Genomic DNA, 19409 nt, shown 5'->3' with positions numbered 1-19409 from the left:
TCGGTTCTTCCTCGGGGTCAGACGGTGGCGGCCGGGTCGGTCGCGGGAGCGGCCGGGGCGGGGGCAGGAGCGGGGATGGTGGCGGTCAGTCCGTCCGCGACCGCGACCGTGCCCGCGGGCGGCGGGGTCACGGCGGCGATCGCCGTGGTCACCACGCCGGCCGGCTCCTGGGTGCCGACGACGTTGCTGCTGTCCACGACCTCGCGGCGGGAGAGCTTCCAGATCGCGGCGCTGGCCGCCACGAGGAAGACGGCGACGCCGGCGGTGCCCCAGTCGCCGAGGTCCGTCACGGACTCGGCGAGCGCGCCGACCACCGCGGCGGCCGGGAGGGTGAGCACCCAGGCGACCATCATGCGGGTCGCGGTGGACCAGCGGACCGTGCCGCCCTTGCGGCCGAGGCCCGCGCCCATCACGGAACCCGAGACGACGTGCGTGGTGGAGAGCGAGAAGCCCAGGTGGGAGGAGGCCAGGATGGCGGTGGCCGCGCTGGTCTGGGCGGCGAAGCCCTGCTGCGGCCGCAGGTCGGTCAGGCCCGTGCCCATGGTGCGGATGATCCGCCAGCCGCCGATGTAGGTGCCGAGCGCGATGGCGAGGCCGGCGGAGAGGATGACCCAGGTGGGAGGGTTCGAGCCGGGGGCGATCGAGCCGCCCGCGATCAGTGCGAGGGTGATGATGCCCATCGTCTTCTGGGCGTCGTTGGTGCCGTGCGCGAGCGAGACCAGGCCGGCGGAGGCGATCTGGCCGGCGCGGTAGCCCTTGCGGGTGGCCTCGTCCTCGGCGTTCTTCGAGAGCCTGTAGGAGAGGCGGGTGGAGAGCGCCGCCGCGAGGCCTGCGACGACGGGGGCGGCGACCGCCGGGAGCAGGACCTTGGTGACGAGCACGTCGCCGTGGACCGCGCCGAAGCCGGCGGAGGCGACGGTGGCGCCGATCAGGCCGCCCATGAGGGCGTGCGAGGAACTGGAGGGCAGGCCCACCAGCCAGGTCACCAGGTTCCAGAGGATGGCGCCGACGAGGGCCGCGAAGATGACCTCGGGACGAATGCCGTTCTCGTCGACGAGACCCTTGGAGATCGTGTTGGCGACCTCCACCGAGAGGAAGGCGCCCAACAGGTTGAGCGCGGCGGACATGGCCACCGCGATCTTGGGCTTGAGCGCGCCGGTCGAGATGGTCGTGGCCATCGCGTTGGCGGTGTCGTGGAAACCGTTCGTGAAATCAAACGCGAGTGCGGTTACTACCACAATCGCGAGGATCAGCGAGAAGTTTTCCATTTACCCAGGCAATCTTTCGAGGTCATTGGTTGTTGGACCGTAGGCAACCTGGATGAACGGAAGGTGAACTGGGGCGGTCTTGGTGGTGTATGAGATCGCCTGCGGGGCGACCGCGGCGGGAGCGGGGCCGGGCCACCGTCCCGGTTCCGGTCCGGCGGCCCGGTCGCCCGTTGGTCACCGGCCCAGGCTGAACGCCTTCAGGCGGCCCGCCGACCCGTTGAAGAGATTCTGGTCACCCGGCAGGCTGCCGCTGTTGTCGTACTGCCAGAAGGTCCACGACGACCAGCCGGCCGGCAGTGTCCCGGCGTCCGCCGAGCCGTGGCGGGCGATCCACAGGGCGTGGTCGGCGGCGAAGGCGCCGCTGCCACCGGTGCAGAGGTTCCACCAGTTCGTGGTCGTGTAGATCACCGGCCGCCGGCCGGTCTCCCGCTTCAGCTCGTCACTGAAGGACCTGATCCACTCGATCATCCGGGACGTGCTCAGCCCGTAGCACTTGTGCTTCCTGTCGTACGGGTCGTACTCGACGTCGAGCGCGGGCGGCAGCGTCCAGCCGTCCGCCGTCCAGGTGCCGCCGTGGCTCACGAAGTACGCGGCCTGGCGGGCGCCCGACGACCTGTCCGGCAGGGCGAAATGGTACGCGCCCCGCCTGATCCCGGCCTCGCGGGAGCCGTTGTACTGCTGGTCGAAGTACGGGTTGCGGTAGGTGGTGGACTCGGTGGCCTTGATGTATACGAACCTGGCGCCCTTCGCCCTGGCGCCCGGCCAGTCGACGTTCTTCTGGTGCGAGGAGACGTCGTGCCCCTTCGGCAGGCTCGCCGCGGACGCCGGTGTCGCGGCGAACGCGGCCGCGGTCGCGGCGGTCGTGAGGGCGAGCGCCGCCACCGACGCCGCGAGGGCGCGGACGCGGTGGCGGGACGGCGGAATACGGTCACAGGCCATGTTTCCCCCCGGAATGGCGATGTGTACGAAAAATCGTCCAGAGATTATTGGAAGATCGGCGTATCCTCGGCGATCTTCGGCCAAGCCGGGAAATGGAACTCTTTGGGATGGTTTGCGCTCTACTGGATTGGGGACGTCCGGCCTAAAGTGCCCTGCCGTGCGGGCCGGTTGGGGTCCTCACTGACAGGATCGGGCCATGGCTGAGCAGTGGCGGGGCGAGCGTGGCGGACGGGACGGACGGGCCGGCGCACAGGGTGTGTCGGAGCCGCGAAGGCGGGACGCGCGCGCGGCGGAGGCGGACGCCTGGCTCGAACTCGTCGCCACCGCCCGCCGCACTGTCTCCGACGGGCTGGTCGTCGGTACCTCCGGCAACGTCTCGGTCCGCGTCGGCGACACCGTGCTGGTCACGCCGTCGGGCGTGCCCTACGGCCGGCTCGGTCCGGACGACGTGACGGGTGTGGACCTCGCCGGCCGCCAGGTGCTCGGCACCCTGGTCCCGACCAGTGAGCTGCCGATGCATCTCGCGGTCTACGGCAGCACCGACGCCCGGGCCGTCGTCCACACCCACGCCGTCCACGCGACGGCCGTCTCCACGCTCGTCCCCGAGCTGCCGGCGATCCACTACATGTCCGCCGCCCTCGGCGGTGCGGTCCGGGTTGCCCCGTATGCGACGTACGGCACCGACGAGTTGGCCGAGAACATGCTCCGCGCCCTGGCCGGGCGCTCCGGCTGCCTCCTTCAGAACCATGGCACGATCAGCTACGGCACCACCCTCACCCAGGCCTACGACCGCACCGCCCAGCTGGAGTGGATGTGCCGCCTGTGGCTGACGGCGTCGGCGGTACCCGGCCTGACCCCGAGCCTGCTCTCCCCGGAACAGGTGGCGGAGGCCGGGGAGAAGCTGAGGGGATACGGGCAGACGGAGGGGTGAATCCCGGCCGGGCGGGAAGGCGGATCCGGTGGCTTCGTCGATTTCTCCCTCCTCCGCTGGCCGACACCGCAGTCCACCCGGACACTGGACAGGTGCGCCCAGTCAAAGTCACGGCCGCCGCCGTCGGTGCCGTACTCGCCGCCGGTGCGGCCGGCGTGGCCGCGGGGCGGATCGCCAGTGACGCCGCGCTGAAGGCACCCCCCGGCCGGCCCCTGCCCACCGAACCCCGGCTCACCGTGCACGGCACGGCGGCCGGCCGCATCACCCTCACCCGCGATCTCGCCTCGCTGCGCCCCGGCACCTACGGGCTGGCCGGCGACGGCTCGCACGCGGTCGTCGGCGCCGTCCTGGAGTCCGCCGCGGACACCGCCGACACCGTCGTACGGCGGCTGGAGCGGGTGACCCACGGCACCTTCGAGACCGGCGACCGGGCCTGGCTCACCGCCAACGTCCACGTCGGCAACCCGGGCACGGCCCTGGGCCTGGAGTACGCCGACATCGACCTGCCCGGTGAGCTCGGCCCGCTGCCCGCCTGGTTCGTGCCCGGCCACCGGGACACCTGGGTGATCGCCGTGCACGGCCTGGGCACCACCCGCGAGCTCCCCATGAACGTCATGGCGTTCCTGCACGCCCGGCGCCTGCCGGTGCTCGCCCTCGCCTACCGCGGCGACCTCGGCGCCCCGCGCCCCCCGGACGGACTGAACCACCTCGGCGAGAGCGAGTGGCGCGACCTGGACGCGGCGATCCGCTACGCCGTCCGCTACGGCGCCCGCCGCGTCGTCCTGCACGGCTGGTCCACCGGCGCCACCATGGCGCTGCGCGCCGCCGCCCACTCCGCACTGCGCGAGCGGATCTCCGGCCTCGTCCTGGACTCCCCGGTACTCAGCTGGGAGGCCACCCTGCGCGCGCTCGCCCAGGCCCGGCACACCCCCGAGCCCCTGCTGCCGCTCGCGGTACGCGCCGCCCAGGGCCGCGCCGGCCTGCACGCCGACCACACCGCGGACCTCGCCGACCCGGACCGGCTCACCGTGCCCACCCTGGTCGTGCACGGCCCCGACGACACCGTGGCCCCCTGGGCGTACTCCCGCCGCCTCGCCGAGCGCCGCCCCGACCTGGTCGCCCTGCACACCGTCCCGGACGCCCCGCACAGCGCCATGTGGAACGCCGATCCGGAGGAGTACGAGGAACGACTGCGCCGGTTCCTCACGCCCCTGATGTGAACCGCCCCGGAGCGTGCTCCCCGGCGCGCACGACCGGGAAAGCTATCCCCGGCGACGCGCCCCCTGGCATCCAAGGGGCATCCGCGGGGTGTCCGACGGGCACCTGACGGGCACCTGACGGGCATCCGACGGCACCCCGGTGTGATTCTTCCCGCATCCGCCGGTCCTTCCCCTCCGCGCCCCCGGCCGCTCGCCGTCCCGGGCCGGAGACCCCGCTTCCAGCCGGTTCCGGAGGTTCCGTTTAACGCCGTACCACTGGCCTGAACATGTCTCCCCGCCTCCCTTCGCACCCCGTGCGTTGGCCAGCCCCGTCGCCCGCCGTGACATTCCGTTTGGGTTTTCGGACCGTCAACCGGAAGACTGCACCCGTGACGTCCCGTATCCCGCGCGACTCAAGGCTTCGACTCGTCCGAACGCGACCCCTGGCCGCCGCCCCCCGAGCGATGAACCAGCGGCCCGCGCGCCGCCCCGCACCCCGCCCGCCCGAGGGCACCCCGGCCCCCGCCGAGCTGGCCAGAATGGCACGCTCCGGTCTGGCCGGCGCGGCCCGCGTCGCCTACTGGGCGGACGCCGCCCTCGGGCCGGGCAGCGACGGCGCGACCGCCGACGGCAAGGCCACGCTCTCCGACGCGTCCGCCGAACGCGCGTCCGACGACCTGGGCCTGACCGCCGCTCAGGTCCGCGCCGACTGGGACACCGCCCGCCTCGCCGGTCTGGTCGAGGTGCACGGGGACAGCGCGCGCCCCGGCTGGCGCCTGCGTGCCTGGGACCGTGACGACAGCGCCGTGCTGCGCGGCTGGGTCGCCTTGTTCGACGCCTGGTCGCTCGCCCACCCGGAGCCCGCCGAGTTCGAGCCCGCCGCCGTCGCCGAAGTCGTCTCGGCCATGCCCCAGGTGCTCTCCTTCCTCCAGCTGTCCGCCGGTCCCGTCCCGGTCGAGCAGCTCCTGGACCTGCTGCGACAGCGGGTCACCGAACTGCGCACCGAGCGTTGCGAGGTCCCCTACGACACGGAGCACGGCACCGGGACCGCCCGGCCGCTCGCCGCCGTGCGCTCCGCCGACGCCGACCCGGCGGAGCACGCCCCGGCCGAGGACCCGGCCCCCGCCGACGAGGCCGAACTCGCCCCCCTCCTCGACTGGGCCCTGCACGCCCTCGCCGCCGTCGGCGCGCTGACCTACGGCGACGGCCAGGCCACCCTCACCCCGCTGGGCAGCTGGGCGGTCTGGGTCAAGCTGGAGCAGATCTGCGTCGCCGCGCAGAGCCCCGCGGGCAACATCGAGGTCGCCGCCGAGGAGATGCTGCGCGGCTGCGCCCAGCTGCGCCCCAACGCGGCCCGCGCCGAGTACCGCGCCTGGCTCGCCGCCCGCCCTGTCGGCGGCGCCGTCACCGAACTCGTCGACGCCGCCCGCGGCGAGGACGCCCTGCTGCGCGGCCTCGCCTTCGAGGCGCTGCGCGTCGTCGGCGCCCCCGCCGAACCGGACGTCCGCGCGGTCGTCGACGAGCCGACCCTGCGGCCGTACGCCCTGCTGTGGCTCGCCGAGCACGACGGGGTCGACCCCGAGGACGCGCACGAAGTGCTCACCCGCGAGGAGGCCACCTGGCTCTGGGTGGACACGGCCGCCGCGGTCGCCGACCACGGCGAGGCCCCGCTGCTCGTCCGCCACCTGGAGTCGGCACTGCAGCCCACGGTCCCCGCACTGCTCGACGAGGTCCGCGCCGTCGGCCACCCGCGCACCGTGCAGGTCCTGGTCGCGCTCGCCGCCGCCCACCCCGACCCGGCGCTGGCCAAGGCCGTCCGCCGGGCCGCCTTCCAGGTGCACACCGGAGGCTGAACGCATCCTCGGAAGCGCCGAGATGCGCCGTCTGCCGTCTGCCGTCGGTCGACTGCGGCGCCGTCGACGGGGCGCCGAACCGTGTCGGACGTCGCCGGACCCGCTCAGTCGGCTATCTCGGGGGCGTACGTGCCGAAGCTCCAGACGTTGCCCTCGACGTCCCGGGCCATGTAGTCGCGCGAACCGTAGTCCTGGTCGGTCGGGGGCATCAGGATCTCGGCGCCGTGGTCGACGGCGCGCTGGTGGTGTGCGTCGACGTCGTCCACGACGATGTACACCCCGGTCGGGCCGCCGCCCTCCATCGCCGCGTCGAACCGGCCGCCGCGGCCCCGGGAGCCCAGCATCACCGCGCCGTTGCCCTGCACCAGCTCGGCGTGCAGCACCATCCCGTCCTCGCCCTCGTACACCGACAGTTCGGTGAAGCCGAAAGCCTCCGTCAGCTGCTTGATCGCCGCCTTCGCGTCCGTGTAAAGCAGCGACGGATAGATGCTCGGCCGCCCACCACCCGTGCCCGCCATCCCGATCACTCCTTCGTGCGTCGGTCCCCCGAAAGCCGTCGTTCCGGCCTGGTCACCAGTCTTGCACCCGGGACTGACAACGCCCCCGGCCTGTAGCGTCGTTGCAGGTCAGCCGCTCACCCGAAGGTGTTGCAGCGCGCCATGTCGCCGCTGCGGTAGCCCTGGTAGAACTACTGCTGCCGCTGCTCGGCCGACCCGTGCGTCCACGTCTCCGGCGTCACCCGCCCCTGGAACCGCTCCTGGATCCGGTCGTCGCCCACGGCTGCCGCCGCGTCCAGCCCGTCCCGGATGTCCGCGGTCGTCAGGCTGGTGATCAGCGGGCGGCCGGTCGACTCGTCCTTCGTGGTGGTGGCGTGGTGCGCCCACACCCCGGCGTAGCAGTCGGCCTGCAGCTCCAGCCGCACCGAATTGCTGTTCACACCCGTCAGGTTGGACTGTGCCCTGCGCAACGTGCCCATCAGGTCCTGCACATGGTGCCCGTACTCGTGCGCGACGACGTACGCCTGCGCGAACGGCCCCCCGCTCGCGCCGAACTTGGACCGCAGTTCGTCGAAGAAGCCGAGGTCCAGATAGACCTTCCGGTCGCCCGGGCAGTAGAACGGCCCCACCGCCGAGGTCGCCGTCCCGCACGCCGTGCCGACCCGCCCGCTGAAGAAGACCGTGGGGGCGGCCGTGTAGGTGCCGTGGCGGCGCCGGAACTCCTGCGTCCAGTAGTCCTGCACGCTGTTGACCACCGCCACGATCCGGCAGTCCTCCTTGCTGTTCGCGTCCCTTCCGGTACGGCAGCTCTGCTGCACCTGCGCCGGCGAGGAGGCGGGCGCGGGCGAGCTGTCCCCGGAGGAGAGCCCCAGCTGGTCCGGGCCGACACCGAAGAACAGGGCGAGAAGCAGCGCGATCAGGCCGGCCAGACCGCCACCGACGGTCTTCCTGCCGCCCGGGATCCGGCTGCCCCGGACGTCCTGCACCTCGGAGGTGTCCAGGTTCGCGTCGTCGTCGAACCGCATGGGGCACCGCCTTCTGCTCGCACCGTCCCCCACCACCACCTTGCGGCATCCGCGCCGGCACTTCGCGCCGATGACCGGACCGACGCCCGAACGGGCGACGTCCCGCCCCGCCCCCGCGTCACGCCCGCCCGCCCGCCGCGGCCGTGGCTACGCTCTGCGCCTGACCCGCGGCACAGGGGCGCCCGGCCGGGCACCGAAAGGGGAAGCCGGGCACCGAAAGGGGAAGGAGTGGCCGTTCTGCGGCACAGGAGAACCGTGCCACCCGACACCGGAGCACTCCTGGAGCAGTCCGCCACGGCCCACCGGCACCGGCCCCCGGCCCCCTCCCCGCACCGGCCTCCCGGCGCCCTCCCGAGGACGCCCCCCGCCCGCCGGCCCGTCAAGCGCCTCCTCACCCTCGCCCTGCTGCTGGCGGCCGGGCTCCTCACCGTCGCCCACCAGATCCGCCCCGCCCCCTACGGCGACCACCTCACCTCGGGACCGCCCGCGCACACCGCACGCGCGCGTGGCGGCGCCGTCGAGGCGTACGACGGGCGGAACCTGCGCTGGCGGTACGCGCGCCCGGGCCGGCGCCCGCTCAGCGTGCTGCCCACGCGCGGGCAGGCGATCACCGTCTGGGACGACGGACTCGTCACCGACACCGACGGCCGCTCCGTGCGCTGGCACCGCGCCCTGCCCGCGGCGAGCGACTGGCTGCGCGCCCGGGGCGGCGCCGGCGTCCTGCGCCCCCTGCGCCGCGGCATCCTCGCGGTCGTCACCCCGTCCCGGATCGCCGCGTACCGTACCGCCGACGGCGACCTGCGCTGGGTGCTGCCCGCCCGCGCAGGCTGCGCCTTCCGCCCCGAACGTGCCGTACGTCACGGCCACGCCCTGCTCGTCGCCCAGCCGTGCGCTACGGGCGCCTGGACCGCGCAGCTCGTCGCCGTGGACGACCTGGGCAAAATCGCCCCGCACCGCACCCCCCTGGGCAACGAGCCGCCCCGTGCGGGGCGCCCCGAACACCCGCGCACCGAAAAAGCGCTTGCGCCGCCCCGTTAGACTTGGCCCATGGCCATTCTCCTCGCGCATTAGACGGCGGGAACGTCCTCGGCCGTCCACCCGTCACTATCCGTACGCTCTGGAGTCTGTCCGTGATCTCCGCCTCCGGTATCGAGCTGCGCGCCGGTGCCCGCATCCTCATCGAGAACGCGACGTTCCGTGTCGCCAAGGGCGACCGCATCGGCCTGGTCGGCCGCAACGGCGCCGGCAAGACCACCCTCACCAAGGTGCTGGCCGGCGACGGCATCCCCGCCGCGGGTACCGTCACCCGCTCCGGCGAGGTCGGCTACCTCCCGCAGGACCCCCGTACCGGCGACCTCGACGTGCTCGCCCGCGACCGCATCCTCTCCGCCCGCGGCCTCGACGTACTGATCCGCAAGATGCGCGAGAACGAGCAGCGCATCGCCAACGGCCAGGGCGCCACCCGCGAGAAGGCGCTGCGGCAGTACGAGCGCCAGGAGACCGAGTTCCTCACCAAGGGCGGATACTCCGCCGAGGCCGAGGCCGCCACCATCGCCGCCGCGCTCAACCTGCCCGACCGCGTGCTCGGTCAGCCCCTGCACACGCTCTCCGGCGGTCAGCGCCGCCGTATCGAGCTGGCCCGGATCCTGTTCTCGGACGCGGACACGCTCCTGCTGGACGAGCCGACCAACCACCTCGACGCCGACTCGATCGTCTGGCTGCGCGACTACCTGAAGACCTACCGCGGCGGCTTCATCGTGATCTCCCACGACGTCGACCTGGTCGAGACGGTCGTCAACAAGGTCTTCTACCTGGACGCCAACCGCTCCCAGATCGACGTCTACAACATGGGCTGGAAGCTCTACCAGCAGCAGCGCGAGGCCGACGAGAAGCGCCGCAAGCGCGAGCGCGCCAACGCCGAGAAGAAGGCGGCCGCGCTGCACTCGCAGGCCGACAAGATGCGTGCCAAGGCCACCAAGACGGTCGCCGCGCAGAACATGGCCCGCCGCGCCGACAAGCTGCTGGCCGGACTGGACGCCGTCCGGGTCTCCGACAAGGTCGCCAAGCTCCGCTTCCCGGATCCCGCGCCCTGCGGCAAGACCCCGCTGACCGCCGAGGGCCTGTCGAAGTCGTACGGCTCGCTGGAGATCTTCACCGACGTCGACCTGGCCATCGACAAGGGCTCCCGGGTCGTCATCCTCGGCCTCAACGGCGCCGGCAAGACCACCCTGCTGCGCCTGCTCGGCGGCGTCGAGCAGCCCGACACCGGCGAGGTCATCGAGGGGCACGGCCTCAAGCTCGGCTACTACGCGCAGGAGCACGAGACCCTGGACCCGGACCGCACGGTCCTGGAGAACATGCGCTCCTCGGCCCCCGACATGGACCTCGTCGAGGTCCGCAAGGTGCTGGGCTCGTTCCTGTTCTCCGGCGATGACGTCGACAAGCCGGCCGGGGTCCTCTCCGGCGGCGAGAAGACCCGCCTCGCCCTCGCCACCCTGGTCGTCTCCGCCGCGAACGTCCTGCTCCTGGACGAGCCGACCAACAACCTCGACCCCGCCAGCCGCGAGGAGATCCTCGGCGCCCTGCGCACCTACAAGGGCGCCGTCGTCCTCGTCACCCACGACGAGGGTGCCGTGGAGGCACTCCAGCCCGAGCGGATCATCCTGCTGCCCGACGGCGTCGAGGACCTGTGGGGCGCCGACTACGCCGATCTGGTCGCCCTCGCCTGAGAGCCGGCCCCGTCAGCGTCGTTTGATCGAATATCTGATCCACTGGCTATGGATCATTCGGCCTATCGGTGATCCATCATCTGTGTGAGATCTCCTCGTATCGAGGTGTGTCCTACATCGATTTCGCGGCCGATCCCTTTGTCGACAAGGGATCGGCCGTTTTGCTCGCCTGACCTGCCACTTCACGGACGAACCCGTTCGGGTCCACGGACAACCCGCTGCGGAATCGCAGATTCCGTATGTGGGGATGCGCTCCTGTCGTCACAACGATGTCTCACGGACCTTGCCGAATGGGTGGCCATCACGCCCCGGAGGGGTGATCATGAGGGGACCAGAGCGCACTTCCCATGAGGAGGCACGGGTGGCCGAGACTCTGAAGAAGGGCAGCCGGGTAACCGGCGCCGCGCGCGACAAGCTCGCGGCAGACCTGAAGAAGAAGTACGACTCCGGTGCGAGCATTCGGGCACTGGCCGAGGAAACCGGCCGCTCGTATGGCTTCGTCCACCGGATGCTCAGCGAGTCGGGTGTCACGCTGCGTGGGCGCGGCGGGGCGACGCGGGGCAAGAAAGCCGCGTCCTGACCCCGGGCGGCCCATCGGCTTCGATGGTGGCCACCCGGTCGGTCGAGTGATCGGCCGGGTGGTTACTGTGCAGTCACTTAGCATGCCGTAACGGCACTGCCTGACGACCGCACACATCGGAGGCGCCCCATGGCTTCGCCCGACCAGGACCTCGCTCCTGTTCTCGACAAGGACGGCGTACGGCTCACCGTCGACGACGCGCTCGCCACGGTGACGCTGACCAACCCGGCCAAGCGCAACGCCCAGAGCCCCGCGCTGTGGCGGGCGTTGGCCGAGGCCGGGCGGTCGCTGCCGGGGTCGGTCCGGGTGGTCGTGCTGCGCGGTGAGGGACAGTCCTTCTCCGCGGGCCTCGACCGGCAGATGTTCACGCCGGAGGGGATCCCCGGCGAGCCGACCTTCATCGAACTCGCGGGCCGCGACGACGCCGGACTCGACGCGTCCATCGCCGAATTCCAGGAGGCGTTCACCTGGTGGCGGCAGAGCGACATCGTGTCGATCGCCGCCGTGCAGGGGTACGCCATCGGGGCCGGCTTCCAGCTGGCCCTCTCCTGTGACCTGCGCGTCGTCGCGGACGACGTGCAGTTCGCCATGCGCGAGACGAGCCTCGGGCTGGTGCCGGACCTGACCGGCACGCACCCGCTCGTCTCCCTGGTGGGCTATGCCCGCGCGCTGGAGATCTGCGCGACCGGCCGGTACGTCCAGGCCGAGGAGGCGGTGGCCTCCGGGCTGGCGAACGTCGCGGTGCCGGCGGGCGAACTCGACGCGGCGGTACGGGACCTGGCCGGGGCGCTGCTGGCTGCGCCGCGGGACGCCGTCGTGGAGACCAAGGCGCTGCTGCGGGGCGCCGCCGACCGCACCTACGACGAGCAGCGGGCCGCGGAGCGGCAGGCACAGGCTCGACGGCTGCGGGACCTCGCGGGGGTGGGCGAGTAGTTCTCCGCGGGCGGGTGGTGGGGGTTGGCCGTGCGGTTGTCCGCGGGCCGGTGGGGGTTGGTCGTGCGGTTGTCCGCGGGCCGGTGGGGGTTGGTCGTGCGATTCCCCGCGGGCCGGTGAGGGCTGGTCGCGCAGTTCCCCGCGCCCCTTACGGGGCGCTTTCGCCGGCGTCTGTCATCAGCACAGCCTTCGCGTGTTCCCGGTGGGGCGGTTCAGTTGACGTCCGTCACCAGTACCGCCACCGTCGGCCGGTCGTCCAGTGCCTCGCCGACCGCTGTACGGACCCGGCGGGCGACCTCCACGGCCCGCGGGCCGTCGGTCAGGGCCACCTCCACCCGTACATGGCGACGCGGCAGCGCGGTGTCGAAGTGGACGTCCCGGCTCAGTGCTCCCGTCACCCGGGCCACCCCCGGCACCGCCAGCGCCGCCGCCGTCACCCCGGCCCGCTCGGGATCAGCCCCCTCGCGGACCGACGGCGGCCGGGGCGCGGATCCGGTCTCCGGTTCCGCCGCCTCCTCCGCCAGCAGGTCGGTCACCCGCAGGTCCGTCTCGACGACCGGCAGCCCCAGCCGCTCCGTGGCCGCCGCCAGTGCCCGGCGCAGTCGCGACGCGGTCGCCGGCAGGGGCTCGGCCGCCGTCGCCGCGAAGTCCGCCGACAGCCGCAACGGCCCCGGCGGCACCGCCCCGGGCGGCGCCGGTACGACGGCCTCCGCCGCCTCCGCCGGATCCGTCAGTGCGATCCGCACCGCGCCCAGCCGCACCCCCGCCACCCCGGCCGCCGCCCGCCGCAGGACCGCGTCCGCCGCCGCCTCCGCGAGCCACGCCCCGTCCTGCGGCCCGCCCAGCGGGAGAAGCCTGCCCAGGCCCAGCAGGTGCCGCAGCGTGTCTGTCCGTCGCTCCGCCGTCATTGCTCCAGCCTGCCGCATCTCCGGGGCACGACAGGACATCCGCACGTACGGTGGTCGCAGGACGGCGACGGGAAGGGACGCACGGCGATGACCGAGATGGCGGCGGAGCCCGAGAAGGACCCGACGGTGCAGACCCGGAAGACGGTCAGGCGCGGTGGCGGCGACCCGGCGACGCGGGGGCGGACGACCATCGCCGACGGAGTGGTGGAGAAGATCGCCGGGCTGGCGGCCCGGGACGTGGTCGGCGTGCACGCGATGGGCAGCGGCCTCGCCCGCACCTTCGGCGTGGTGCGCGACCGGGTGCCCGGCGGCTCGAAGTCCGTGAGCCGGGGTGTGAAGGCCGAGGTCGGTGAGGTGCAGACCGCGCTGGACCTGGAGATCGTCGTGGACTACGGCGTGTCGATCGCCGACGTGGCCCGCGCGGTCCGCGAGAACGTGATCGCCGCCGTGGAGCGCATGACCGGTCTCGAAGTGGTGGAGGTCAACATCGCGGTGAGTGATGTGAAGCTCCCGGAGGAAGAGGAAGAAGAGCCGGAGTCCCGGCTCCAGTGACCGTCGGCCGGGATCGTCGCGGGACCGCTGACCGGGACCGCTGAGGGGAGCGCACCATGAGTATGGCCGTCGTCGGCATGATCGCCGGCATGGCGCTGGGCTTCGCCGGGTACTTCGGCGGGTTCGGCGCCTTCCTGCTGGTGGCGGCGCTCGGGGCCATCGGGTTCGTCGTCGGGCGGTTCGCGGAGGGAGACCTCGAACTCGGTGACTTCTTCCGTACCCGTGACGACCGGCGCGACCGCCGGCGATGACCCCCGCGAGCGATGAGACGCGCTGCGCCCCGACGGCGGTGCCGCCCGGCGACCGGGGGGCCGTCCGGATCGCCGACCGGGTGGTGGCGAAGATCGCCGCACAGGCGGCCCGCGAAGCGCTCGGCCCCCTCTCGAAGGACGCCGTACCCCCGCACGCCACCGTGGTCACGCACCACGACACGGCCCGCGTCCGGGTCCACCTCGAACTCGACTATCCGTCCGACATCGGCGCGCGGTGCGCGGCCGTGCGTCGACATGTGGTCGAGCGGGTAGGCGCGTTGGTGGACATGGACGTCCGGGAGGTCGCGGTCCACGTCGAACGGCTGCACCCGGACCGGAGCCAGGGGAGGGCGTGATGAGCACGGAGCAGACACCGGTCATCGAGAAGCCACCGCCGGCGGCCGCCGCGCCGCCGGCCGGCCGTGAGTCCCGCTTCTGGTCCCCGCGCCGCGCCCCCGCCACCCTGGTCGCGGTGCTCGTCCTGGTGACCGCGGGCGCCTTCCTGTACGACGTCGCCGCCGTACGGGCCCACCACCCCGCCATGCGCTGGCGCCGCGAACTGGCCCACCAACTGGCGACGCAGCGGCTCGACGCCACCTGGGTCCTGGTGGGCGCGGGCATCGCCGCGGCCCTCGGCCTGTGGCTGCTGGTCCTGGCCGTCACGCCCGGCCTGCGGGACCTGCTGCCCATGCGGCGCACCCACCCCGACGTCCGCGCCGCACTGCGCCGGGACGCGGCAGAGCTGGTGCTGCGCGACCGGGCCATGGAGATCTCCGGCGTGCGCCGGGTGCGGGTACGGCTGCACCGGTCCCGCGCCCACGTCCTCGCCGTCTCCCACTTCCGTGAACTCGACGAGGTGCGGGGCGACCTGGAGGCGGCCCTGACCGACGCGATCCACGCCATGGGGCTGGCCCACGCGCCCGCCCTGACCCTGCAGGTGATCCGCCCCGGCCGGAAGGGGTGACGTCGTGCTCGGCACCGTCAACCGCGTACTGATCGCCCTCGCGGGTCTCCTGCTCCTCGCCCTCGGCGGCTCGGTCCTGGCCGTCGGCCTCGGCGCCCCGTCCCCGTCCTGGTGGATCCACCAGGGGCGGCACGACGTCCTGCTCACCACGGCCGAGCGCACCCACTGGCGCGCCGAGGGCTGGTGGTGGCCGACGGTCCTGGCCGCACTGGCCGTGCTGTTCCTGCTCGCCCTCTGGTGGCTGACCGCCCAACTGCGCCGGCGCCGCCTGACCGAGGTCCTGGTGGACACCGGAGACGGTGAGAACGCGCTGCTGCGCGGCCGGGCCCTGGAGACCGTCCTGGCGGCGGACGCCGCCCGCCAGGAGGGCGTCTCCCACGCCCAGGCGGTGCTGAGGGGCACACGCACGGCTCCGGAGGTTCGGGTGTGGCTCCAGCTGGAGCCGGACGTGGCCCCGGGGGAGGCTCTGGACACCCTGACGGCTCAGGCCCTGACGCACGCCCGGGACTCGGCGGCCCTGCGCAGGCTCCCCGCGGAGGTCCGCCTGACCTCGGTGAAGCACCGCGCGGAAAGGGTGACCTGACAGCGTCGTCCGGGGCCACGCGCACGCACCGCGGCTGATCGGGGTGTACACACAGATCCGCGACCTGTACCCCGAGTACCCCGGGGTCTCGCGCGCCGCGCCGGCCGTGGTGTCGACCGACCTGGAGACCCTGCGGGTCGGCGAAGGAATCCTGGCGATCCTGCTCGCGGGCGGCATCGAACCGAGGACGGCCGGATGGGCCCGCGACGCGCTGTCCCTCTACGTCAGCGCCTGTGCGCTGGAGCAGTCGCTGGTCCGGCAACGGCGCCGGCACCCGGATGCGGAATGGGTGCTCGGGCACGAGGAACTGCTGGACCGCCTCTCCGCGCTGCCGGCGGAGAGGTTCCCGCAGACCCGGCGCCATGCCGCCGAGCTGATCTCCGGCACCGGACAGGACCGCTTCGAGTTCGCCCTCGGCCTGCTCGTGAACGGCAAGCGGCCCGCGTCCGGTTGACCGGCGGCACGGTCAGAACCCGTGCCTCGTCCCCCCGTCCACGGGCACCATGATCCCCGTCAGGTAGGACGCGGCCGGAGACATCAGGAACGCCGCCACCCGCCCGAACTCCTCCGGAGTCCCGTACCGCCGCAGCGGGATCCGCGACTCGTGCTCGGCCCGCGTCGCCTCCGGGTCGGCGGACATCGTGTCCAGCTCCCGCACCCGGTCCGTGTCGATCCGGGACGGCAGCAACCCCACCACCCGGATCCCGCGCGGCCCCAGTTCGTCCGCCAGCGACTTGGCGAACCCGGCGAGACCCGGCCGCAGCCCGTTGGAGATCGTGAGCCCGGGGATCGGCTCGTACACCGACGCGGACAGCACGAACCCGATGACGCCGCCGTCCCCCAACTCGGCCGCGGCTGCCCGGGCGAGCCGTACGGCCCCGAGGAACACCGACTCGAACGCGGCCTGCCAGTCGTCGTCCGTGTTGTCGGCGACGAACCCGGCCGGCGGCCCGCCGACGCTCACGAGGATGCCGTCGAACCCGCCGAAGCGCTCACGGGCGGTCGCGATCAACCGCTCCGGCGCCGCCGGGTCCGCGTTGTCGACGGCCACGCCCACCGCGTTCGGCCCCAGTACGGCCGCCACGTCGGCGGCCCGCTTCTCGTCGCGGCCGGTCACCACGACCTTCGCCCCGTCCGCGACCAGCTCGCGCGCGGCCGCGTGGCCCAGCCCGCGGGTCGCTCCGGTGACGACGTACACCCGGTCCTTCAGTCCAAGATCCATGGCCCCTATCCTGCCTGCTCGCCACCGAAGAGCGTGAGGGCGGTGTTCACCAGCCCGATGTGGCTGAACGCCTGCGGGAAGTTGCCCAGCTGACGCCCGGTCTCCGGGTCGTACTCCTCGGACAGCAGCCCCACGTCGTTGACGAGGCCCACCAGCCGTTCGAACAGTTCCTTCGCCTCGTCGGTGCGGCCCGTCATGTGCAGCGCGTCGGCGAGCCAGAACGAGCAGGCCAGGAAGGCGCCCTCGCCGCCGGGCATCCCGTCGACGCCGATCGCGTCGGTGTCGTAGCGGCGCAGGAACCCGCTCTGGCCCAGGTCGTCGCGGATCGCGTCCACCGTGCCGACCACCCGCGGGTCGTCCGGGGGAAGGAAGCCGACGCGCGGGATCAGCAGCAGGGCGGCGTCGAGTTCGCGCGAGCCGTAGTACTGCGTGAAGGTGTTGCGCTTCGGGTCGTAGCCCTTCTCGCACACCTCCCGGTGCACCTCGTCGCGCAGCGCGCGCCATCGCGTCAACTCGCCCTTGAGTTCAGCGTGGTCCTCCAGGGTCTGTACCGCCCGGTCCGCGGCCACCCACACCAGCACCTTGGAGTGCACGAAGTGGCGGCGGCCGCCGCGCACCTCCCACAGCCCCTCGTCGGGCTGCCGCCAGGCCTTCTCCAGGAACTTCATCAGCGCGCACTGGATGGCCCACATGTGCGGCTTGGTGGGCAGACCGGCGGTGCGGGCCAGCGACAGCGAGTCCATCACCTCGCCGTAGACGTCCAGCTGGAGCTGGTCGACGGCTCCGTTGCCGACGCGGACCGGCCTGGAGTCGGCGAAGCCGGGCAGCCAGGGCAGCTCGAACTCGGGCAGCCGGCGCTCGCCCGCGAGGCCGTACATGATCTGCAGGTCCGCCGGGTCGCCGGCGACCGCGCGCACCAGCCAGTCGCGCCAGCGCTCGGCCTCCTTGTGGTAGCCGGCCGCGAGCAGGGCGCCGAGGGTGAGCGTGGAGTCGCGCAGCCAGCAGAACCGGTAGTCCCAGTTGCGCACCCCGCCCACCTCCTCGGGCAGCGAGCTGGTGGCCGCGGCGACGATGCCGCCGGTCGGCTCGTAGCTGAGCGCCTTCAGGGTGATCAGGGACCGCACGACCGTGTCCCGGTGCGGGCCGTCGTAGGTGCAGCGGGCGGTCCAGCGCCGCCAGTCGGTGACGCTGGACCGCAGCGCCTCGTAGGGGTCCACGAGCGGTGGCCGCTGCTGGTGCGAGGGGTGCCAGGTGAGCACGAACGCGACCCGCTCGCCCTCCGCGACGGTGAACTCCGAGTGCGTGCCGAAGTCCTCGCCCCAGGTCCGCACGGACGGTTCGCTGCGCAGCCACACCGAGTCGGGACCGGCGACCGCGACCCGGTGGCCGCCGGAGCGGCGCATCCACGGAATGACCGAGCCGTAGTCGAAGCGGAGCCGGAGCGCGCTGTGCACGGTGACACGGCCGCTGACGCCCTCGACGATGCGTACGACGTCGGGCGCGTGCTCGCGCTGGGGCATCAGGTCGGTGACGCGGACCGTGCCCTCGGCGGTCTCCCACTCGGTGTCCAGGACCAGGGTGTCGGGCCGGTAGCCGCGCCTGGTGCAGGTCGTGGCGCCGCTGGGGGCGATCCGCCAGTGGCCGTGGTCCTCGTCGCCCAGGAGCCTGGCGAAGCAGGCGGCCGAGTCGAAGCGGGGCAGGCACAGCCAGTCGATGGAGCCGTCCCGGCCGACCAGGGCCGCGGTCTGCTCGTCGCCGATGAGCGCGTAGTCCTCGATGCGTCGGTCCACGGGAGCCGGTTTCCCTGCCGGCCGGAGGGCCAATCAGGGGGTGGGCCGGGGGAGTGACGTGGTACGGGGGCTCAGACGGCGGCCGGTTCGGCCTCCTCGGCCGTCTCCTGCTCCGCCGCCTCCGCACGCGTGCGTGCCTCACGGCGGGCCAGCACGAAGAAGCCCCAGGGGACGCCCGCCGCGAACAGCCACCACTGGATCATGTACGCGTAGTTCAGCGGCGCGTCTTCCTTGCCCGGGTCGGAAATCTGTTCCGGGGTGTCGCCCTTGGGCTCGGGTGCCGTCTGCTGGATGTAGCCGCCGAGCACCTGCTTGCCGAGCCGGCGCGCCTGCTCCTCGCTGTTGATCAGCATGACCTGCCGGTCGGGCAGGCCCTTGAGATCCTTGATGCCGCTGGCCGCGGTGGTCTCGTCGGGCATCAGCCTGCCCTGGACGGTGACCTTGCCGGCCGGCGGCGCAGGGATCTTCGGGAAGGTGGTCTGGCTCGGGCCGTCGGACGGGATCCAGCCCCGGTTGACCAGCAGCACCTTGCCGTCGGTCAGCACGAAGGGGGTGAGAACGTGATAGCCGACCTCGTCGTCGGAGTTGGTACGGCGGCGGACGACGACCTCGTCGGCGGTGTCGAAGGTGCCGGTCGCGGTGACGGTGTGGTACCGCTCCTTGCGGGTCACGGCGTGCCCCGGCTCGGTCACCTGCTCCACCGGCACCGGCTTGGCACCGAGGGCGTCGGCGACCAGCTGGTTGCGGGCGCTGCGCTCCTCGTACCGGTGCTTCTGCCAGATCCCCAGCCGGATCATCGTCGGGATCAGAAGCAGCGAGATGAGGGTGAGGATCACCCACTGCCGAGTCAACAGGAAGCGGTACACCCCACGACCGTACAACTCGGTCGTGGGGCGCGTTCGGGCGGGTACCGGGTCAGACGCGGTCGACGATGCCCGCCTTCCCGGCCTCGCGGGCGCAGTGGGCCCCGCAGAACCACTGGTTGTCCGCCTCCACGCCCTGGCCGATGATCGAGACCTTGCAGTGCTCGCAGACCGGGGCCATCCGGTGGATCGCGCAGGAGAAGCAGTCGAAGACATGGACCGCGCCCTGCGCGTGCACCTCGAAGGTCATTCCGTAGTCATTGCCGCAAACTTCACATTTCGCCATGCGCCACAGGGTGGGCGGTCGGCCGCGCGCGGGCGA

Annotated in this window: 22 protein-coding genes; 13 read left to right on the top strand and 9 right to left on the bottom strand. The window is 72.8% G+C overall.

All coding sequences use genetic code 11. The annotated features are described in order from the left end of the window. Window positions 1-17 precede the first annotated feature (17 nt). Window positions 18-1268 (bottom strand): inorganic phosphate transporter, encoded by a 1251-nt coding sequence (locus tag AB0472_RS36150; protein ID WP_366362993.1) that lies wholly within the window; start codon window positions 1266-1268, stop codon window positions 18-20. Window positions 1269-1442: 174 nt separating this feature from the next. Continuing rightward, complete coding sequence (locus AB0472_RS36145) at window positions 1443-2207, bottom strand: lysozyme (RefSeq protein ID WP_366362991.1); 765 nt, start codon at window positions 2205-2207, stop codon at window positions 1443-1445. Window positions 2208-2403: 196 nt separating this feature from the next. On the opposite strand from AB0472_RS36145, the gene AB0472_RS36140 reads away from it, so the two are divergent. From AB0472_RS36140 to AB0472_RS36130, 3 genes are all read left to right on the top strand, one after another. After that, window positions 2404-3138 (top strand): class II aldolase/adducin family protein, encoded by a 735-nt coding sequence (locus AB0472_RS36140; protein WP_366362989.1) that lies wholly within the window; start codon window positions 2404-2406, stop codon window positions 3136-3138. A 92-nt stretch (window positions 3139-3230) separates the two neighbouring features. Next, window positions 3231-4358: an alpha/beta fold hydrolase gene (locus tag AB0472_RS36135; protein ID WP_366362987.1), complete on the top strand. Its 1128-nt coding sequence runs from the start codon at window positions 3231-3233 to the stop codon at window positions 4356-4358. A gap of 443 nt (window positions 4359-4801) precedes the next feature. Continuing rightward, the gene (locus AB0472_RS36130; RefSeq protein ID WP_366362985.1) at window positions 4802-6190 is read left to right on the top strand and encodes a hypothetical protein; all 1389 of its coding nucleotides are present in this window, start codon (window positions 4802-4804) and stop codon (window positions 6188-6190) included. Between the two features lie 104 nt (window positions 6191-6294). Here the strand turns inward: AB0472_RS36130 and AB0472_RS36125 are convergent, their stop codons facing one another. Both AB0472_RS36125 and AB0472_RS36120 read right to left on the bottom strand, forming a co-directional pair. After that, window positions 6295-6708, bottom strand: coding sequence for a VOC family protein (locus AB0472_RS36125; RefSeq protein ID WP_366362983.1), 414 nt, complete (start codon window positions 6706-6708; stop codon window positions 6295-6297). Window positions 6709-6878: 170 nt separating this feature from the next. Beyond that, the gene (locus AB0472_RS36120) at window positions 6879-7712 is read right to left on the bottom strand and encodes a neutral zinc metallopeptidase (RefSeq protein WP_366362981.1); all 834 of its coding nucleotides are present in this window, start codon (window positions 7710-7712) and stop codon (window positions 6879-6881) included. 255 nt (window positions 7713-7967) lie between these two features. Here AB0472_RS36120 and AB0472_RS36115 point away from each other — a divergent pair, with 255 nt between their 5' ends. The 4 genes from AB0472_RS36115 (at window position 7968) to AB0472_RS36100 (ending at window position 11954) form a co-directional block, all read left to right on the top strand. Continuing rightward, on the top strand, window positions 7968-8750 hold the full coding sequence (locus AB0472_RS36115; protein WP_366362979.1) for a hypothetical protein: 783 nt from the start codon (window positions 7968-7970) through the stop codon (window positions 8748-8750). Window positions 8751-8842: 92 nt separating this feature from the next. Further along, window positions 8843-10441 carry an ABC-F family ATP-binding cassette domain-containing protein gene (locus tag AB0472_RS36110; RefSeq protein ID WP_366362977.1) on the top strand — a complete coding sequence of 533 codons (1599 nt, stop codon included), beginning with the start codon at window positions 8843-8845 and terminating at the stop codon, window positions 10439-10441. Between the two features lie 361 nt (window positions 10442-10802). Further along, a complete protein-coding gene (locus AB0472_RS36105; protein ID WP_046727957.1) occupies window positions 10803-11021 on the top strand; it encodes a helix-turn-helix domain-containing protein in 219 nt (72 codons plus the stop codon). Window positions 11022-11150: 129 nt separating this feature from the next. Continuing rightward, window positions 11151-11954, top strand: a complete 804-nt coding sequence (locus AB0472_RS36100; RefSeq protein ID WP_366362975.1) for an enoyl-CoA hydratase/isomerase family protein — start codon at window positions 11151-11153, stop codon at window positions 11952-11954. A gap of 212 nt (window positions 11955-12166) precedes the next feature. On the opposite strand, the gene AB0472_RS36095 is transcribed toward AB0472_RS36100, so the two are convergent. Beyond that, on the bottom strand, window positions 12167-12862 hold the full coding sequence (locus AB0472_RS36095) for a nucleopolyhedrovirus P10 family protein (RefSeq protein WP_366362973.1): 696 nt from the start codon (window positions 12860-12862) through the stop codon (window positions 12167-12169). Window positions 12863-12949: 87 nt separating this feature from the next. Here AB0472_RS36095 and AB0472_RS36090 point away from each other — a divergent pair, with 87 nt between their 5' ends. The 6 genes from AB0472_RS36090 to AB0472_RS36065 are packed head-to-tail and all read left to right on the top strand — an operon-like array spanning window position 12950 to window position 15666. After that, complete coding sequence (locus tag AB0472_RS36090; protein WP_089101589.1) at window positions 12950-13414, top strand: Asp23/Gls24 family envelope stress response protein; 465 nt, start codon at window positions 12950-12952, stop codon at window positions 13412-13414. Window positions 13415-13470: 56 nt separating this feature from the next. After that, window positions 13471-13665, top strand: a complete 195-nt coding sequence (locus AB0472_RS36085) for a hypothetical protein (protein WP_053654947.1) — start codon at window positions 13471-13473, stop codon at window positions 13663-13665. Then, window positions 13662-14021: a hypothetical protein gene (locus tag AB0472_RS36080; RefSeq protein WP_366362970.1), complete on the top strand. Its 360-nt coding sequence runs from the start codon at window positions 13662-13664 to the stop codon at window positions 14019-14021. The genes AB0472_RS36085 and AB0472_RS36080 overlap by 4 nt, the downstream gene beginning before the upstream one ends. Continuing rightward, entirely contained in the window at window positions 14021-14629 is a 609-nt protein-coding gene (locus AB0472_RS36075) for a DUF6286 domain-containing protein (protein WP_366362968.1), read from the top strand. The genes AB0472_RS36080 and AB0472_RS36075 overlap by 1 nt, the downstream gene beginning before the upstream one ends. A 4-nt stretch (window positions 14630-14633) precedes the next feature. Then, the gene (gene amaP, locus AB0472_RS36070; RefSeq protein WP_366362966.1) at window positions 14634-15212 is read left to right on the top strand and encodes an alkaline shock response membrane anchor protein AmaP; all 579 of its coding nucleotides are present in this window, start codon (window positions 14634-14636) and stop codon (window positions 15210-15212) included. A 43-nt stretch (window positions 15213-15255) separates the two neighbouring features. After that, window positions 15256-15666 carry a TetR/AcrR family transcriptional regulator C-terminal domain-containing protein gene (locus AB0472_RS36065; RefSeq protein ID WP_366362964.1) on the top strand — a complete coding sequence of 137 codons (411 nt, stop codon included), beginning with the start codon at window positions 15256-15258 and terminating at the stop codon, window positions 15664-15666. 12 nt (window positions 15667-15678) lie between these two features. On the opposite strand, the gene AB0472_RS36060 is transcribed toward AB0472_RS36065, so the two are convergent. The 4 genes from AB0472_RS36060 to AB0472_RS36045 all read right to left on the bottom strand — a co-directional run bounded on the left by AB0472_RS36060 (window position 15679) and on the right by AB0472_RS36045 (window position 19373). After that, window positions 15679-16434 carry an SDR family oxidoreductase gene (locus tag AB0472_RS36060; RefSeq protein WP_366362962.1) on the bottom strand — a complete coding sequence of 252 codons (756 nt, stop codon included), beginning with the start codon at window positions 16432-16434 and terminating at the stop codon, window positions 15679-15681. Window positions 16435-16439: 5 nt separating this feature from the next. Beyond that, window positions 16440-18224: a glycoside hydrolase family 15 protein gene (locus tag AB0472_RS36055; protein ID WP_366362960.1), complete on the bottom strand. Its 1785-nt coding sequence runs from the start codon at window positions 18222-18224 to the stop codon at window positions 16440-16442. Window positions 18225-18295: 71 nt separating this feature from the next. Further along, a complete protein-coding gene (locus tag AB0472_RS36050) occupies window positions 18296-19090 on the bottom strand; it encodes an SURF1 family protein (protein WP_366362958.1) in 795 nt (264 codons plus the stop codon). 49 nt (window positions 19091-19139) lie between these two features. Then, window positions 19140-19373 (bottom strand): hypothetical protein, encoded by a 234-nt coding sequence (locus AB0472_RS36045; RefSeq protein WP_093508408.1) that lies wholly within the window; start codon window positions 19371-19373, stop codon window positions 19140-19142. Window positions 19374-19409: the final 36 nt, after the last annotated feature.

The organism is Streptomyces sp. NPDC086777 (genome assembly GCF_040702065.1).
Taxonomy (GTDB): domain Bacteria; phylum Actinomycetota; class Actinomycetes; order Streptomycetales; family Streptomycetaceae; genus Streptomyces.
The sequence above is the reverse complement of the archived record's forward strand: the minus strand, read 5'-3'. Positions and strand labels throughout refer to the sequence as shown.

What these genes read in the sequence shown, in the direction of transcription:
- AB0472_RS36150 (WP_366362993.1), bottom strand. Translation starts at nt 1,268, where the DNA reads ATGGAAAACTTCTCGCTGATCCTCGCGATTGTGGTAGTAACCGCACTC.
- AB0472_RS36145 (WP_366362991.1), bottom strand. Translation starts at nt 2,207, where the DNA reads ATGGCCTGTGACCGTATTCCGCCGTCCCGCCACCGCGTCCGCGCCCTC.
- AB0472_RS36140 (WP_366362989.1), top strand. Translation starts at nt 2,404, where the DNA reads ATGGCTGAGCAGTGGCGGGGCGAGCGTGGCGGACGGGACGGACGGGCC.
- AB0472_RS36130 (WP_366362985.1), top strand. Translation starts at nt 4,802, where the DNA reads ATGAACCAGCGGCCCGCGCGCCGCCCCGCACCCCGCCCGCCCGAGGGC.
- AB0472_RS36125 (WP_366362983.1), bottom strand. Translation starts at nt 6,708, where the DNA reads ATGGCGGGCACGGGTGGTGGGCGGCCGAGCATCTATCCGTCGCTGCTT.
- AB0472_RS36120 (WP_366362981.1), bottom strand. Translation starts at nt 7,712, where the DNA reads ATGCGGTTCGACGACGACGCGAACCTGGACACCTCCGAGGTGCAGGAC.
- AB0472_RS36100 (WP_366362975.1), top strand. Translation starts at nt 11,151, where the DNA reads ATGGCTTCGCCCGACCAGGACCTCGCTCCTGTTCTCGACAAGGACGGC.
- AB0472_RS36095 (WP_366362973.1), bottom strand. Translation starts at nt 12,862, where the DNA reads ATGACGGCGGAGCGACGGACAGACACGCTGCGGCACCTGCTGGGCCTG.
- AB0472_RS36090 (WP_089101589.1), top strand. Translation starts at nt 12,950, where the DNA reads ATGACCGAGATGGCGGCGGAGCCCGAGAAGGACCCGACGGTGCAGACC.
- AB0472_RS36085 (WP_053654947.1), top strand. Translation starts at nt 13,471, where the DNA reads ATGAGTATGGCCGTCGTCGGCATGATCGCCGGCATGGCGCTGGGCTTC.
- AB0472_RS36080 (WP_366362970.1), top strand. Translation starts at nt 13,662, where the DNA reads ATGACCCCCGCGAGCGATGAGACGCGCTGCGCCCCGACGGCGGTGCCG.
- AB0472_RS36075 (WP_366362968.1), top strand. Translation starts at nt 14,021, where the DNA reads ATGAGCACGGAGCAGACACCGGTCATCGAGAAGCCACCGCCGGCGGCC.
- AB0472_RS36060 (WP_366362962.1), bottom strand. Translation starts at nt 16,434, where the DNA reads ATGGATCTTGGACTGAAGGACCGGGTGTACGTCGTCACCGGAGCGACC.
- AB0472_RS36045 (WP_093508408.1), bottom strand. Translation starts at nt 19,373, where the DNA reads ATGGCGAAATGTGAAGTTTGCGGCAATGACTACGGAATGACCTTCGAG.